This window comes from Sporosarcina sp. E16_8 (genome assembly GCF_017347095.1).
Taxonomy (GTDB): domain Bacteria; phylum Bacillota; class Bacilli; order Bacillales_A; family Planococcaceae; genus Sporosarcina.
The window spans coordinates 196649-212450 of record NZ_JADPRZ010000003.1 but is presented as its reverse complement, the minus strand read 5'-3'; the positions used below and the strand labels follow the sequence as shown (position 1 = coordinate 212450).

The window sequence follows — 15802 nt, the reverse complement described above, 5'->3', positions numbered from 1 at the left end:
AGGGTGTATTATTATGAACCTACAACAAAAGACTGAAACGCTACTTGCTGTTTGTAAGGAATGTTTCGAGCGCCATGCGCAGATGAGAGAACTTGATCGGGAACCCGATTTTTTCATAGAAGTTAAACCATATGCAGATCAATATCATACGTTGCTCGATGAATGGACTGAGGAAGTGTCTGAATTCATCAAGACAGCCAAGCCGAAATATGTTCATCCAATTCAAATTGAAACACTGACTGACTCCATGAAGCAATTCATCGTTCAGTCATTTTACCAAAAGACGGGCAAAAAACGTTTTGTCCTATCGATTAATTCTGCTGAATATACATTGAAAACAATTATGGACGCACTACGTCTTGAGCAAGAAGGCAATGTACGATGATAAAGAAAATGGCGGTTCACGAAGTGTTAGAAAAACTGCGTACTGACCCTTCATTTTCCGACAATGTCATCCATACTAAAACGATTGCCGGGAAAGAGGCAATTTACGCTGAATTTCCTGAAAAACTCCATCCATCGATTATTAAAGCACTTGCATCAAAAGGAATTGATAAATTATATAGCCATCAAAGAGAAGCGTTCGACTTGGCGTCATCCGGAAATTCATTTACTGCCGTTACACCGACAGCTTCCGGAAAATCCCTTTGCTATCATTTACCCGTTATGCAAAGCATCCTCGAAGATGATACATCGAGAGCCATTTATTTGTTTCCAACAAAAGCGCTTGCCCAAGATCAGCTAGCAGATCTCCATGAGCTGATTGAAGCGAGTGGGGAAACAATCCTCAGTTATACATACGACGGGGATACTGCGCCTGGGTTACGCTCTAAGGTTAGAAAGTCCGGTCATATCGTGCTAACAAATCCCGATATGCTCCATTCTGGCATTCTGCCGCATCATACAAAATGGGTGTCGTTATTCGAGAACTTAAAATACATTATCATCGATGAATTGCATACGTACAAGGGTGTTTTCGGCAGTCATGTTGCACATGTGCTGCGAAGGTTGAAACGAATCTGCAATTATTATGGCAGTGATCCAGTGTTCATCTGCACATCTGCGACAATTGCAAATCCGCAAGAACTAGCGGAGTCATTGATAAATGCGGACATGCAAGTAATCGTCAATAATGGAGCACCAGCAGGAAAGAAACATTTTGTCTTCTATAATCCACCTGTCGTCCATCCGACATTTGGTATCCGAAGAAGTGCCGTTCTTGAAGTGCGAGATATCGCCGCGCTTTTATACCGGGAAGGCATTCAAACGATTATTTTTGCGAAAAGTCGGGTGCGGGTTGAAATGCTTGTCACGTATATGAAAGCATTGACGAAGAAGAAACTATTTGATGAAACAGTTATGGGGTATAGGGGAGGTTATCTACCTTCAGAACGCCGGAAAATTGAAAAAGGGCTTCGAGATGGAGCCATCCGTACGGTAGTCAGTACGAATGCACTCGAACTTGGCATTGATATTGGGCAACTGCAAGCGTGTATTATGACGGGCTACCCGGGAAATATTGCGAGTGCATTTCAACAGGCAGGGCGTGCAGGAAGGCGGCAGGATGAGGCTCTTATTATTTACGTCGCCCAGTCTTTGGCTCTCGATCAATATATTATTGAACACCCTGATTATCTTCTCGGCCAATCACCCGAAGAAGCACGGATTCATCCGGATAATATGTTCATCTTAATGGATCATCTAAAATGTGCTTCTTTTGAGCTGCCATTTACTTCGACAGAAACATACGGTGAATTCGAAGTACAGGACCTACTTGCATTCCTTGAAAGTGAAGGGGTTTTGATTAAGACAACAGACAAATGGCATTGGATGACAGACAGTTTTCCGGCAAGTGAAGTAAGTCTTCGCTCCGCATCACAGGAAAATGTCATCATTATTGATAAAACCTATCCGAAAGAAACAAAGGTCATAGGGGAGATGGATCGTTTCAGTGCGATGACGCTTCTCCACGAAGAGGCAATTTATATTCATCAAGGAACTCAGTTCCAAGTCGAGCAATTGGATTGGGTTGAAAAGAAAGCCTATGTCACAGAAGTCGACGTAGATTACTTCACAGATGCTAATCTTGCAGTGGAACTGAAAGTAATGAATGAAGATATTGCTGAACAGTTCGGAGCTAACAAGGCCGCTTATGGTGATATTGCTGTACTTGCAATCCCGACGATATTTAAGAAAATCAAATTCGATACACATGATAATATCGGTTCAGGTCCGATTTCATTACCTGCGGAAGAATTGCATACGTCTTCTACATGGTACACATTCGATATACCTGAAGGATGGACGGGCGCCGGACTGACGGATGCGATGACGGGTGCAGCTTATGCAATCCAATCATTTATCCCGTTATTCGTCCGTTGCGATAAAACGGACATCCATGTTATTCCGCAAGTTAAAGCTGTTCATACTGGCAAGCCGACTATTTTCATTTACGACAGTTACCCAGGCGGGATAGGTCTGAGTGAAAAGATCTTCGAACGGTGGGACGAGCTGTTGCAGAAAGCAGCCGATCATGTGTCCACCTGTCGCTGTGAGTCGGGTTGTCCGGTTTGTATCGGTGCGCAAGAGGCTGGTATGGGCATGAAAAAGGATGTCGGATCCCTTCTTCAGACACTAGCGGGAGGGGAACGCAATGTCATATGAACAGAAGCTGATGCAAATGAAGAAGTTGCTGAAAAAAACTACTACTAAAGTGGTAGCTGAAGATGTGCCCAAAGCTCTAAAACCCGTTGCAAAAGTACCTTCCTATGAACAACAGTGGCTTGATGCCGGTTTAACGAAAGCCGTGAATAAACACGGCATTGTCTATAAACGGATTGTTGAATACGACACTGACCATCAGCATGGAAACATTGTTCTATCGGGTTTGAAGTCAACAATCGATAAATGGAAGAAGTCCGGTGAAGTGCATCCACTGTCGCCGGACTTTTCAAAACCACTTGTTTTCTTTGATACAGAAACGACAGGTTTAAAAGGTGCAGGCACTCTGATATTTCTGATGGGTTTCATTGAGCAGACGGCATCGTCTTTTAAAATGACACAGTATGTCCTTCCGGGTCCTGATCACGAAGCGGCCTTCTTATATGAATCGGGGTTATGGGAAAAGCTGTCGACACTCGTTACGTATAATGGTAAAAGTTTTGATATCCCCATGGTGGAAACGCGGTGGACGATGAACCGTAAAGAGTTGCCGCCACTTCTCAAGCATACCCAAATCGATTTGCTGCACGGTTCTAGGCGCATATGGAAAGGTGAGATGGCAACGTTTAGACTTCCTGCAATTGAGGAGGAACAACTCGGTTTTTTCCGGGAAGGAGATATCCCGGGGCATATGGCGCCAATCATCTACCAAGACGCAGTGAAAAATGGTCGCGCGGAACTATTAATGAAAGTACTCGTCCATAATGAATGGGATATCCTTTCATTGGTCGCACTTTATATACGGTCAACAGATCTGCTATTGAAGAATGATGTCCGAGAATCGGCCGTTACCCATACGAATATTGGAAAGTGGTTTAGCGATTTAAAGTCGTATGACCGTAGTAAACAAATCTTTGAAAGTGTAATTGCCGAGTATGGGATCAATCACCCGGCGACACATTTCCACTTTGGGTTCATCTTGAAAAAAGAACAGTCTTACAATGACGCGGTCTCTTCATTCAAGATAGCTGCAACAGGTCTTACCGGGCGTGAGCGAATTATTGCATTAGAGGAATTAGCGAAGCTTTACGAGCATAAGCTGAAAGAGTTAAACAAGGCACTAGACTCTACTGAAGAGGCGATTAGGCTCTTGAAGGTGGATTCTTACTTAACAGCAAGTTTTCGGATACGTTCGCAAAATGATTTCTTGAAAAGGGAAATAAGAATAACCAGAAAACTATTTCCCGGGCAAGCGCACAAATCGACAAAAAACGGCTGAAAATTGGCTTTAGTAAGACAAGCTCGGATAACATATGGTATAATCAAACGTATGTAAACAGAGACGGAAGGGCGATTTTTCATGGACATTAAATTAGAAACAAAAACGATTCTTGAGAAGGAATTCAAAACGGGCCTTCGCGGCTATAATCAGGAAGAAGTAGATCTCTTTCTTGATGATATTATTCATGACTATGAAGCTTTTAAAAAGACGATTACAGAATTGCGTACTGAAAATGAACGCATGCAAAGAGAACTTGAATCTGTACAAAAACGCCCTGCAGCAGGAAGTGTTGGGACGACGAACTTTGATATATTGAAGCGTATTTCAAATCTAGAAAAGCATGTTTTCGGAAGTAAGCTCTTCGATCAAGAATAATATATTGTAAATGAAACATAAGTACGGTATACTAAAAATATCATAGTGGAATTTAGGTAATCGCTGCAACATCCTATGTTGTAGAGGAAAGTCCATGCTCACACGGATCTGAGATGACTGTAGTGTTCGTGCTCGGCGAAAGAATAAGCCGTGGCTTCGCGTATAACGCGTTGACGGCGGGAATAAATCCTAAGTCTTCGGATATGGATGAGGTTCCCTGAACAGTGCCACAGTGACGTAGCTGGCTCGGAAACGGGTCAGATGGAACGCGGTAAACCCCACGAGTGAGAAACCCAAACTATGGTAGGGGCACTCTTCCGAAGGAAATGAACTGAAGGAAGAGACAGGTGTAAACCTGTAGATAGATGATTACCACCCTTAGTACGAGGCGCAAGCCGTTTGAGTACACGGGAACAAAACATGGCTTATCGAATTTCCTATGGTATTATTTTTAAATTGATTGCTCTCCAATAAGATGGGGAGCTTTTCTTTTTGAAAATTAAAGTGTGAAAAAAACATGGTTTTATTGGCAATGCTATAAATAGTTAACCCTTGATGAATTCATAGAAATGATTGATGGTATAGAATTGGAGTTGGAAATGCATGACTGAATTTAAATTAGTAGCAACATCTGCAATGGGGCTTGAATCGCTTGTGGCAGATGAAGTAAAAGCACTTGGTTTTAAAACGACTTCGGAAAATGGGAAGATTTATTTTCAGGGCGATGAATTGGCGATTGCAAAAACGAATCTATGGCTCCGAGTAGCGGACCGTGTTCGTATTGTTGCGGGTGAATTCGAAGCTACGACGTTCGATGATTTATTTGAACAGACAAAAGCGATTCCATGGGAACGTTTTTTGCCAGTTGATGCAGAGTTTCCAGTTGCAGGTAAATCAGTGAAATCTACTTTGTACAGTGTACCTGATTGCCAAGCAATTGTAAAAAAAGCGATTGTTGAACGCTTGAAAATTGCTTATAAGCGTGTTGGTTTTTTTGATGAATCAGGTCCTTTATTTAAATTAGAAGTATCGATTTTAAAAGATAAAGTAACATTGACGATCGATTCAAGCGGAACGGGACTACATAAACGCGGATACCGTCTCGCGCAAGGGGATGCACCGTTGAAAGAGACGCTTGCAGCAGCACTTGTGAAAGTGTCACGTTGGAATCCAAATCGTCCTTTCGTTGACCCGTTTTGTGGTTCAGGTACAATCGCAATTGAAGCTGCGATGATCGGGCAAAACATTGCTCCCGGATACAATCGTGAATTCTTAAGTGAAGAGTGGCCATGGATCAATAAAAATATTTGGGATCAAGTTCGCGAAGAAGCGGAAGACCTCGCGAAATACGACCAACCACTTGATATTTCAGGATTTGATTATGATCCACGAATGATTAAAGTGGCACAAGAGAATGCGGCGGGAGCTGGATTCATGGATTTAATCAAGTTTCAAACATGTGACGTACGGGACTTGACTTTAGAGGGCTTGAACGGAGTTATGGTTGGGAATCCTCCATACGGTGAACGACTTGGTGAGGTAGAAGAAGCTGAAGAAATTACGCAGGAACTTGGCCGAATAATGAGAAACTATCCGTCATGGTCTGTTTATATGTTGTCTTCATTGGAAAATTATGAAAAAATGTACGGACATAGAGCGACGAAAAAAAGGAAATTATTCAATGGTTTTATTCGAACTGATTTGTATCAGTATTGGGGCCAACGTCAATAATTGATAGAATGCGGAAGAGGGAAACTCCTCTTCCTTTTGCATGTAATAAGGAAGGGGTAAACGATGAGTAGCAAGATGCCATTCCCATTATCAAAAGATAAAACGTTCTATGAGTCAATGAACGACTGGATAGGGGATACGTTATACGATGAATTGACTGAAAAAGGATTTGAATGTCGTGATGAACAAATCTATATGGCGTTCCAAATCGAACAAGCACTGAAAGAAAAGAAAGTCCTTTTTGCGGAAGCTGGTGTAGGGACAGGTAAAACAATTGCTTATCTACTTCCTGCAATCGCCTATGCTCGCTATACTGGAAAACCGGCTCTCATTTCATGTGCGGATGAGACACTTATCGACCAACTTGTAAAAGAAGATGGGGATATCCGGAAAATTAGTGAAGCACTCGGTCTTAATATCGATGTACGCCTTGCAAAATCACGTGACCAATATTTATGCTTGAAACGTTTGGAAGAAGCGGGTAATACGATTGACGAAGATTATGTTGATGTTGTGGCAGATGAACTTCCTGAATTTGTTTATGGCGCCGCTTCATTGCAATCAATTGTTCCATACGGCGAACGTTCGGATTATCCGAACTTAAGCGATGAAGAGTGGAAAACTGTGAACTTCAATCCAATCCAGCAATGTGCTGCGTGTGATGTCCGTAATCGATGTGGGCAGACCCTTCACCGAAATCATTACCGTGAATCTGTAGAGCTCGTTATTTGTTCACATGATTTTTATATGGAGCATATCTGGACAAAAGAATCACGTAAAAGACAAGGACAGTTACCTTTATTACCGGAACCATCAATGATTGTCTTTGATGAAGGCCATCTTCTTGAGTATTCAGCTCAGCGTGCTTTGACATATGAGGTACAAAACAGTACCTTGCTAAATCTGCTTGAACGAATTATGGTCGATGGAATAAGAGAGTCGACACTTCAACTGATGGAGCGCCTAATTGATTCGCATGAAGCATTTTTCAAATTGCTCGACGCGCTTGCGGATAAAACGGAAAATGAACGGAAAGCGATTGAGAAGACGCCTGAACTTCTGGGAATAGGAAGAGAAGTTGTCAAAATCTCGAATGCGCTTCTTGAAGAATTTGTTTTTGAGGGTGAACTCTATATCATTCCGGCATATGATTTGAGAATGGTCGAGGAATATCTCGATCAATACATTTACTCAATGGACCTCTTTACCTCTCAAAATGATGCTGTCGATTGGCTTGAGGGGCGTGAAGGCGAATCCACACTGGTTATCATGCCACGTCTAGTGACAGATATTTTAAGAGAGAAACTGTTTTCATCCAATATACCAATCGTCTTTTCATCCGCTACATTATCAGTTGGCGAAACGTTTACTTATTTAGCAGACGGTCTTGGTATCCAAGATTACCTGTCTTTCTCTGTGGAATCACCATTTGATTATGATGAAGTGATGGAAGTATTTGCGACGGATGTAGAGGCCGGTGGGAAAGCAAAACGAGCGCTTGAACTTTTAGAAGACGGAGGTCAAACGCTGATTCTCTTCAAGTCAGAACGAGCGATGAATCATTTCAAAGAGCGTGTTCCTGCCGAGTGGCAGGACCGTATCGCTTTCGAAGGTGAACGAGAATTATCTTCTATCGTACGTGACTTTCAACAGAAGAAAATACCTGTTCTATGCTCTTATCATTTATGGGAAGGGCTCGACATTCCTCAAGATGCATTAACGCGTGTCATTATTTACGATTTGCCATTACCACCATCGGATCCTTTGTTCGACGCGAGACGCCAGCATGCCAAGGATCCATTCCGTGAAGTAGACTTACCGTTTATGCTGCTAAGACTACGCCAAGGTGCAGGACGGCTCATACGGACTTCTGCTGATTCTGGAACGGTACATTTATTGCTTGAAGGTAAAGAACAGGAAATGAAAGCTGAAATCGAAGGTATTTTCCCTGTGAAAATGAAAATGACGGTTTAACTATAATGTTTAAGGCTCTCCTGGTATTTGGAGAGCCTTTTCATATATCTTTTTGGAAATACTTCCATTTAGTTTCACCGTGGTTATGAATTTCTTGTGGAAATAATTGAGCATTGAAGAAAGGGTTGCTTAATTCTTGTGAACGTTGTTAAGCTTCGTGAGAATGTTCCCTAGTGTTTAAAATTCTTCTATACATGCCAAAGCTGAGTTACATTTTAATTATACAAATACATAATGAAATCATCGTTAGTATCAATCGTAGCCAATAAAATATCACGAACGTCCACATTCATTATCTCTAATTTGTTTTTCAGCCATGTAGTGTCTTTAGCAGATTTTTGTAATCCTTCCAAGTCAATTTTGCCTTCTTTAATAATAATGCTAGGAATAGAAAATCGTTCTGTTTTTAAGTGTAAGTCTTTGGGTGTTACTGGCCGTAGTTGCGGAGATAAGAAAAATGAAATGGTACCATCCGGCTCCCAGAGGGCTAGAGAGATTTTATGGACCTCTTCGATTTTTTCTTTTCTTGCTTCTGACAATAGGTGATCGACAGTAATTCTTGCCTTACCTAATCCTTTATACATAATTTCACCGTTTTTTATCAGAGGAAAAGGAGATGGTTCAATCCATTTTCTAAACAGGCTCACTTTCAAGCTGACATATACACCAATTGAATATAAAATAACCAAAACCGCTGTCGTAAGTAAGGACCCTTTCATGCCTAATTGTTCGTCAGATAATGGGTGTGCAAGGATATTACCTAAAATTAAAGCCATTGTGAAATCGAGCAGTCGTAACTGGGCAATGGATCGACGTCCCATAAGTTTGGCTGCGAAAAGTAAAAAGAAATAAGAAATAATTGCACGTAGAACCCACTGGATAGTTGTAAGTGATTCCTGCCCATGAAAAAAATCCATATATATCCATACCCCATTTCTGGTCTAATTCTTCTCGTAATTATTATTTCCCAAAAGATAATTATTATGAGTCAGAATGAGGCTTACAAAAATAGAGTGAGTCATGCATATGTATTATGGGTTTCTACATTAACTAACTTTATTATTTCGATACATTTTAATCACCAAAATAAAACTGAACTCCTTTAGGAAACTATATGAGTTGCCCGAATTATGTTAAAGTAAAGACCAATATAGTTAATGAGGAGGAATAGATTTGTCTACAGAAGAGAAATTCATAGCGTTGCTAAAGAAAATGAGTGCATACTCAGAAGCCGTTTCAATCATGTATTGGGATATGAGAACAGGAGCACCGAAAAAAGGAATTCCAGCAAGATCGGAAGCAGTCGGTACGTTATCAACAGAACTATTTAAAATGAGTGTCTCAGAGGAAATGGGTAGCTATCTCGTGGAACTTGGCAATAGGAAAGACACACTTAACCCGATTTTGTTGAAAACAGTTGAAGAAATGAATAAGCAATACGACCTAAGCAAAAAAATTCCGGCGGAGGAATACCGTGAATTTGTCGTTCTGACATCTCAATCGGAATCAGCATGGGAGGAAGCAAAAGAACAAGCTGATTTTGACACGTTTCTTCCGTATCTTGAGAAAATTGTTGCAATGACTAAAAAGTTCATCGGCTATTGGGGCGAGAAAGACGGCAATGCGTACAATACATTGCTCGATCAATACGAACCGGGGATGACAACAGTTATCATTGATGAGGTATTCGGCCAATTAAAAGAAACAATCGTGCCGCTCGTGAAGAAAATTTCGGAATCAGCTATACAACCTGATACATCATTTTTATTCAAAAAATTTCCGAAAGAAAATCAGAAAGCATTTAGCCATGCTATATTGACGCAACTTGGCTATGATTTTGATGCAGGCCGTTTGGATGAAACTGTGCATCCATTTGCAACAGGGATCAATATTGGCGACGTTCGAATTACGACTAAATACGATGAAAACGATTTCCGTTCCGCCGTTTTTGGAACAATTCATGAATGTGGACATGCACTTTACGAGCAAAATATTGATCTAGAACTTGAAGGGTTACCTGTTGCAGATGGTACTTCGATGGGGATTCACGAATCGCAGTCATTGTTCTATGAACAGTTTGTCGGACATAATGAAAACTTTTGGACATACAATTTTGATTTATTAAAGAGTCAATCACCAGAACAATTCGAGGGCGTAACGCTTGAAGATTTCCTTCGTGCGATCAATGTGTCAAAACCATCGCTTATACGGATTGAAGCAGACGAACTGACATATCCGCTTCACATTATGATTCGTTATGAAATCGAAAAAGGGATTTTTAACGGTGATTACGAAGTGAAAGACCTGCCCGAAATTTGGAATGATAAATATGAGGAATACCTAGGTGTCCGTCCAAAAAATAACGGCGAAGGTGTTTTACAAGACGTTCACTGGGCCGGCGGATCTTTCGGTTACTTCCCGTCATACGCACTTGGCTATATGTACGCGGCACAATTGAAGGCGGCAATGTTAAAAGACCTACCTAATTTCGACGAGCTTTGTGGGAATGGTGATTTTGGGCCGATTCTTGACTGGTTAACGGAACATGTTCACAAATATGGCAAGATGAAACAGCCCCTTGAAATTATTAAAGATACGACGGGCGAAGGCTTGAATGCTAAATACTTAGCGGATTACTTGTCTGAAAAATATACAAAATTATATAACCTATAATAATTGAAAACAGTCCCGTCAACCCCCAAGAATCCGGGGAAGGGACTGTTTTTAATGAACTTTAATTTTCATCGACGGTTAACAGAACAGTTAACATTCCTCCACCATCAATCTTGACGGGTAATATAAATGCCTGTTTGAAGCCGTAAAATTTCGTTGCCCCTGTCATAACAGTAGGAGGGGAAATATCGAGTATAAGGCCGTCTTTTTCCAGTATCATACATAAGTTTCCAGCAACCATATTGCCAAGTTCACCTGTAAATGATTCAATCATTTCGCCTTCGATTGACATACCAAACATAGCTTGGCCAATCGTATTAATGGCGTCTAAAGATGCATCAATAATGAGTCTTCCTTTTATACCGCCAACAAGGCCAATCAAGACGCTTATCTCTTTTTGTTCAAAGGGTTGAACTGTAATCGACGGAGGAAGAACGTCCAATTTGACCGGAATAACAGTTGTCAGTGAAGAAATTGTCCCATTTAATATCATTTGTACATTCTTCGATGTGCTCATTTAAGCTTCCGCCTTTCTGAAATATAACGATAGGTCAATTATATCATGACAAAAGGTAGAATAAACAAAAAACGACAAAATATGCACAGGAAAATTTGTTGATAATTCGAACGCCGATAAATGGTATGATAAAAAGAGTAATTGATGAAGGGGTCGAAAGATAAATGCCAGAAATAGATAACCTATTACAACATGCCGCTACATACGGACTAGTTTTCAAAAAAAATGATGATGAAGACCGCTTTAAGAAAACGGCGTTATTCGCCAAAAAACTCATAGACAAAGAATATACGATTGGATTTGCGGGTCATTTTTCTGCAGGTAAATCGTCGATGATCAATGCGCTAACAGGTCACGATTTGCTGCCGTCAAGCCCGATACCGACGAGCGCTAACATTGTAAAAGTGCGGAAAACTGAAACAGATTTTGCTATAATTCATCATACGGACGGTACCGCAGTGAAATACGGCGGGCACGGATTTCCGGCTGCTGTTAAGTCGTTTAGTAAGGATGGTGCTGCCGTTTCGCTAGTTGAAATTGGTCATACGGAATCGAAATTACCGGAAGGAATCACTGTTATGGATACGCCTGGTGTGGATTCAACGGACGATGCCCACCGTCTGTCAACAGAATCCGCACTGCATCTCGCGGATCTCGTCTTCTACACGATGGATTACAATCATGTGCAATCAGAGTTGAATTTCCGTTTCACGAAAGAATTGATGCGTTACAACGATAACGTCTATTTGATTATCAACCAAATTGATAAACACCGTGACAGCGAGTTGTCGTTTGTGGACTTCAAAAAATCGGTTGAGGATTCATTTAAAATGTGGGGTGTCGTGCCTAAAGGTATTTTTTATACGTCATTGAAGGATTTAACGCACCCTCATAATGATTTTAGTGATGTTAAAGCGATTGTTGACGGTTCAATGGAAAACTGGGAAGAGCGATTCGTCGATAACGCCGAGATGACGTTAGCCAAACTGAAAGATGAGCATAGCCAATTTTTATCTGATGAAATTGCTGAACGGAAAAATACGTTTTCCGAAATTGTTTCTGAAGATGAATGGACGAAGCAAGATGAACTTGTAGAAGAGGCTTTAGAATCAAAAAAAATGCTGAAACTTCTCTCGGGGGATACGTTTTCTTCGACATTTGAAAAGGAACGAAATGACCTATTGCAGGGTGCGGCAATTACACCATATGAAACACGTGAACTGCTGAAAAACTATTTGGAATCACTGTCGTCTAGATTTAAGGTGGGTATTTTATTCGGTGCGAAAAAGACGGCGGAAGAAAAGGCGCGGCGCAAAGATGCACTTGCTGACAATATGGGCAAACTTGTGCATGCTCAAATTGAGGTCCATCTAAAGACACTGATGAAAAAGTCGCTGAAAGAAGCGGGTATCTTAACGGATGAGCGATCACTTATGATTGATGAAATCAACTTAACGATCCCATTTGCTGATATAGAAAAAGAATTTAATGTATCTGATATCATAACTGGGGACACCGTTCTCAACTATTCTGAACGCATGAGAACAACGATTCAAGCTGCATTTCGGCGAATGACCGAGGATTGGAAACATGCGATGTCCCAAATTGCATTAGCAGCGGGGAATGACAACACCGGAATTCTTGAGCAAAAAGTGTACCGATTGGATGAGAAATTGCATGCAATCCAACAGGTCGGTGAAGTGGAAGTCCAATTGGCGAATATCGAACATGTTAGTGCGGGCTCGACTATGGAAGTCGATGCACTTCTTCAACAGTGGAAAGTACAGAAAACGCTACAATTAGTTGAATTCAACGATGTGAAAGAAGTGCTTATTCCAGAGGATAATCTAGATCATACGGCAGAAATCGAACAAGTTCAACGAGAAGTAATTACTTCAGATTCGGATTCAGTGGTTAAGCACGCAATTCATATCGCGAATTCGGTTGAATCGATTCCGGGTTTTCTGGAAACAGCAGACTATCTTCGTAAAAAAGCTGACAGACTGGATGGACAAGAATTCACTGTTGCGCTATTCGGTGCGTTTAGCGCAGGGAAATCATCTTTTTCCAATGCATTAATTGGCGAAAACGTCTTACCGGTTTCTCCAAACCCAACTACTGCAGCCATCAATCGAATACGTCCGATTTCAGTAGGAAAAGAAGATAAAACGGCCGATATTCTATTGAAAACAGAAGAGCGGATGGTGGAAGATGTTTCCCGCTCCTTTGAAGCACTTGGTGTCGTCGCGGCATCATTGACTGATGCTTACCAAAAAGCAGATGATGCACTAAATACAGAATTAACGGATGAAAGCATGCATATTCATAAAGCATTTATTGCCGCATTTAAAAGAGGATACCCTCTTTATCGTGAAGCACTTGGCACAATTATTAAAGTGGAGCAGGAAGAATTCGTTAAATTTGTTGCCGAAGAAGACCGAAGTTGTTTCGTCGAATCAATCGACTTCTACTATGATTGCGAATTAACTAGAAAAGGAATCACTCTGGTGGATACACCTGGAGCTGACTCGATTAATGCGCGTCATACCGATGTTGCATTTGAATATATCCGAAATGCAGATGCGATTCTTTTCATCACGTATTATAATCATGCGTTTGCGAGGGCAGACAGGGAGTTCTTAGTTCAGCTTGGTCGGGTGAAGGATGCATTCGAGCTTGATAAGATGTTTTTTGTTGTCAATGCAATTGACCTTGCATCTGATGTGGAAGAAGCGGAAGCAGTCAAAACGTTCGTTGGGGATGAACTTCGGAAATTTGGTATCCGTAATCCTAGAGTTCATGGCATTTCAAGTTTACAGGCACTCGAAGCCAAAGTTGATAATCGGATGGATCCGTTTATGGCACCTTTTGAAGAAGAATTTCATCATTTCCTCGAAAACGATCTGAAAGGACTTGCTGTTCAGGCGCTCGAAGAAGAGGCATTAAAAACGATTGAACGACTTTCATCACTTATTAGCCGGACAGAAACGAATCGAACACGTAAGGCGGAAAGATTGGACGAATTGAACAAACTTGAAGGGGAAGTGCGTCAGCATTTCGCACATAAATTTACGCAAGTGCTAACAAAAGCGACTCATGATGAATTAAGCGAACTTGTCTATTACATTTTACAACGTGTATTTCTACGTTTCGGTGATTTCTTTAAAGAGGCGTACAGTCCATCTGTTTTCGTTAACAATTCAGCAGACCGGGCATTGAAGGGCGCACTTGCTGAAACTGTGCAGATGATTGGATTTGATTTGACCCAAGAGCTTAAAGTGACGAATTTGCGGATGCTGAACTTTATGAAAAAGCAGTTGACTAATCGGCAGCGTTTAGAAATTTCAGGATTAACTGACAAGGATAGCTCCATTGCGCCTTCGCCATATGAACCGGAAGACGCTGACATGTTGTCTTTCGGAACTCCATACACTGATTCGAATAACTATGGAAGTGTCAACAGATTGTTCAAAAACCAAAAGGCCTTCTTCGAAAAGGGAGAGCGCGAAGTATTGAAAGCTCGATTGGAAGAATTGTTGAAGGCAGATGCGTCAATTTATCTTGGGCTTGAAAAAGAACTTCTTGAAAAGTGGGCAGACCGTTGGATTGACAGTGAAGCGGAAGGGCTCAGACAGCACTTGCTAAAAGAGAGTTTGAATCAGATTGCCTCTGAGCGAACACTTCTTCAAGGGACGGAACAACTAAGCGAATGGCGTACAGTGTATGAGAAACTACAGACTGAGGAGTGGGTTTGATTGGCTAAAGTTTTTGTTTCGATAAAAGATATTGATCATGCCCAATTCAAATGGGTAGATACACGTTTTTCATTGCAGGATGCGGATGAAGGCAAGCAGAAATACACAAAAAGCCATGTAACAGGTGCAGTTTACTGGGATCTTGAACGCGATTTGTCCGACATGACGAAATCGGAAGGGAGACACCCAATGCCTGATAAATCGGCATTAATAGAGCTGTTCAGAACGAGTGGATTCTCAATTGATGACCAAATAATTGTTTATGATGACGGTGGAAGCCCTTTTGCGACTCGTGCGTGGTGGTTATTGCAATATGCTGGATTTAAAAGTTCATTTATCGCACTTGAAGGATTCGAGGCAATGACAGAAGCGGGTTTCCCTGTAGATAATCGCACAACGGGGCCCCAGCGGACTTTAGTATCTCCCCAGTGGGATGAAACTATCTATGCCCCTAGGCAATTCGTGGAAGAAACAGTAGCCGGAAAAACAGCGAGTGTCCTGCTAGATGCCCGCTCAGCGGAGCGTTACCGGGGAGACAATGAACCAATCGACCCGATTGCCGGACGAATTCCGGGAGCGCTGAACTTTGACTGGGAACAACTGAGAAAAGAAGGCATCTTCAATTTGGATGTTGCTGTAAAAGAGCAATTGCACACTGTTGTTAAACCTGCAGCTGAGGTAACGGTTTATTGTGGTAGCGGCGTGACGGCAGCACCACTATATGCTTTGCTCAAGCACAACGGTTATGAAACTGCCCGTCTGTATGTCGGAAGTTATAGCGACTGGATTTCACAAAAAGAGGGCATAGTCGAAAAAGATTGACTAGACTAATTA

Annotated in this window: 11 protein-coding genes and 1 other RNA gene; 10 read left to right on the top strand and 2 right to left on the bottom strand. The window is 41.5% G+C overall.

Annotated features, from left to right (window positions below; translation table 11 throughout):
- Nucleotides 1-13: 13 nt before the first annotated feature.
- The 7 genes from I2484_RS04430 to I2484_RS04400 all read left to right on the top strand — a co-directional run bounded on the left by I2484_RS04430 (nucleotide 14) and on the right by I2484_RS04400 (nucleotide 8023).
- Entirely contained in the window at nucleotides 14-385 is a 372-nt protein-coding gene (locus I2484_RS04430; protein ID WP_207149822.1) for a YppE family protein, read from the top strand.
- The gene (locus tag I2484_RS04425) at nucleotides 382-2664 is read left to right on the top strand and encodes a DEAD/DEAH box helicase (protein WP_207149821.1); all 2283 of its coding nucleotides are present in this window, start codon (nucleotides 382-384) and stop codon (nucleotides 2662-2664) included. Before I2484_RS04430 ends, I2484_RS04425 begins: the two co-directional genes overlap by 4 nt.
- On the top strand, nucleotides 2654-3940 hold the full coding sequence (locus I2484_RS04420) for a ribonuclease H-like domain-containing protein (protein ID WP_207149820.1): 1287 nt from the start codon (nucleotides 2654-2656) through the stop codon (nucleotides 3938-3940). The genes I2484_RS04425 and I2484_RS04420 overlap by 11 nt, the downstream gene beginning before the upstream one ends.
- Before the next feature lie 81 nt (nucleotides 3941-4021).
- Nucleotides 4022-4318: a cell division regulator GpsB gene (gene gpsB / locus I2484_RS04415; protein ID WP_207149819.1), complete on the top strand. Its 297-nt coding sequence runs from the start codon at nucleotides 4022-4024 to the stop codon at nucleotides 4316-4318.
- 48 nt (nucleotides 4319-4366) lie between these two features.
- Nucleotides 4367-4751, top strand: an RNA gene (gene rnpB, locus I2484_RS04410) — RNase P RNA component class B.
- 170 nt (nucleotides 4752-4921) lie between these two features.
- Nucleotides 4922-6049: a THUMP domain-containing class I SAM-dependent RNA methyltransferase gene (locus I2484_RS04405; protein WP_207149818.1), complete on the top strand. Its 1128-nt coding sequence runs from the start codon at nucleotides 4922-4924 to the stop codon at nucleotides 6047-6049.
- Between the two features lie 63 nt (nucleotides 6050-6112).
- Complete coding sequence (locus I2484_RS04400; protein ID WP_207149817.1) at nucleotides 6113-8023, top strand: ATP-dependent DNA helicase; 1911 nt, start codon at nucleotides 6113-6115, stop codon at nucleotides 8021-8023.
- A 215-nt stretch (nucleotides 8024-8238) separates the two neighbouring features.
- On the opposite strand, the gene I2484_RS04395 is transcribed toward I2484_RS04400, so the two are convergent.
- Nucleotides 8239-8940, bottom strand: coding sequence for a DUF421 domain-containing protein (locus I2484_RS04395; RefSeq protein WP_207149816.1), 702 nt, complete (start codon nucleotides 8938-8940; stop codon nucleotides 8239-8241).
- A 256-nt stretch (nucleotides 8941-9196) separates the two neighbouring features.
- On the opposite strand from I2484_RS04395, the gene I2484_RS04390 reads away from it, so the two are divergent.
- A complete protein-coding gene (locus I2484_RS04390) occupies nucleotides 9197-10696 on the top strand; it encodes a carboxypeptidase M32 (protein WP_255551072.1) in 1500 nt (499 codons plus the stop codon).
- 61 nt (nucleotides 10697-10757) lie between these two features.
- Here I2484_RS04390 and I2484_RS04385 read toward each other — a convergent pair whose 3' ends face one another.
- A complete protein-coding gene (locus I2484_RS04385; RefSeq protein ID WP_207149815.1) occupies nucleotides 10758-11213 on the bottom strand; it encodes a chemotaxis protein CheX in 456 nt (151 codons plus the stop codon).
- Nucleotides 11214-11377: 164 nt separating this feature from the next.
- Here I2484_RS04385 and I2484_RS04380 point away from each other — a divergent pair, with 164 nt between their 5' ends.
- Both I2484_RS04380 and I2484_RS04375 read left to right on the top strand, forming a co-directional pair.
- Entirely contained in the window at nucleotides 11378-14968 is a 3591-nt protein-coding gene (locus I2484_RS04380) for a dynamin family protein (protein ID WP_207149814.1), read from the top strand.
- A complete protein-coding gene (locus tag I2484_RS04375) occupies nucleotides 14969-15790 on the top strand; it encodes a sulfurtransferase (RefSeq protein WP_207149813.1) in 822 nt (273 codons plus the stop codon).
- The last annotated feature ends 12 nt before the right edge of the window (nucleotides 15791-15802 follow it).

Bases quoted from the DNA above. Each gene is read 5' to 3' on its own strand.
- I2484_RS04430 (WP_207149822.1), top strand. From the start codon at position 14: ATGAACCTACAACAAAAGACTGAAACGCTACTTGCTGTTTGTAAGGAA.
- I2484_RS04425 (WP_207149821.1), top strand. From the start codon at position 382: ATGATAAAGAAAATGGCGGTTCACGAAGTGTTAGAAAAACTGCGTACT.
- I2484_RS04420 (WP_207149820.1), top strand. From the start codon at position 2,654: ATGTCATATGAACAGAAGCTGATGCAAATGAAGAAGTTGCTGAAAAAA.
- gpsB (WP_207149819.1), top strand. From the start codon at position 4,022: ATGGACATTAAATTAGAAACAAAAACGATTCTTGAGAAGGAATTCAAA.
- I2484_RS04405 (WP_207149818.1), top strand. From the start codon at position 4,922: ATGACTGAATTTAAATTAGTAGCAACATCTGCAATGGGGCTTGAATCG.
- I2484_RS04400 (WP_207149817.1), top strand. From the start codon at position 6,113: ATGAGTAGCAAGATGCCATTCCCATTATCAAAAGATAAAACGTTCTAT.
- I2484_RS04395 (WP_207149816.1), bottom strand. From the start codon at position 8,940: ATGGATTTTTTTCATGGGCAGGAATCACTTACAACTATCCAGTGGGTT.
- I2484_RS04385 (WP_207149815.1), bottom strand. From the start codon at position 11,213: ATGAGCACATCGAAGAATGTACAAATGATATTAAATGGGACAATTTCT.
- I2484_RS04380 (WP_207149814.1), top strand. From the start codon at position 11,378: ATGCCAGAAATAGATAACCTATTACAACATGCCGCTACATACGGACTA.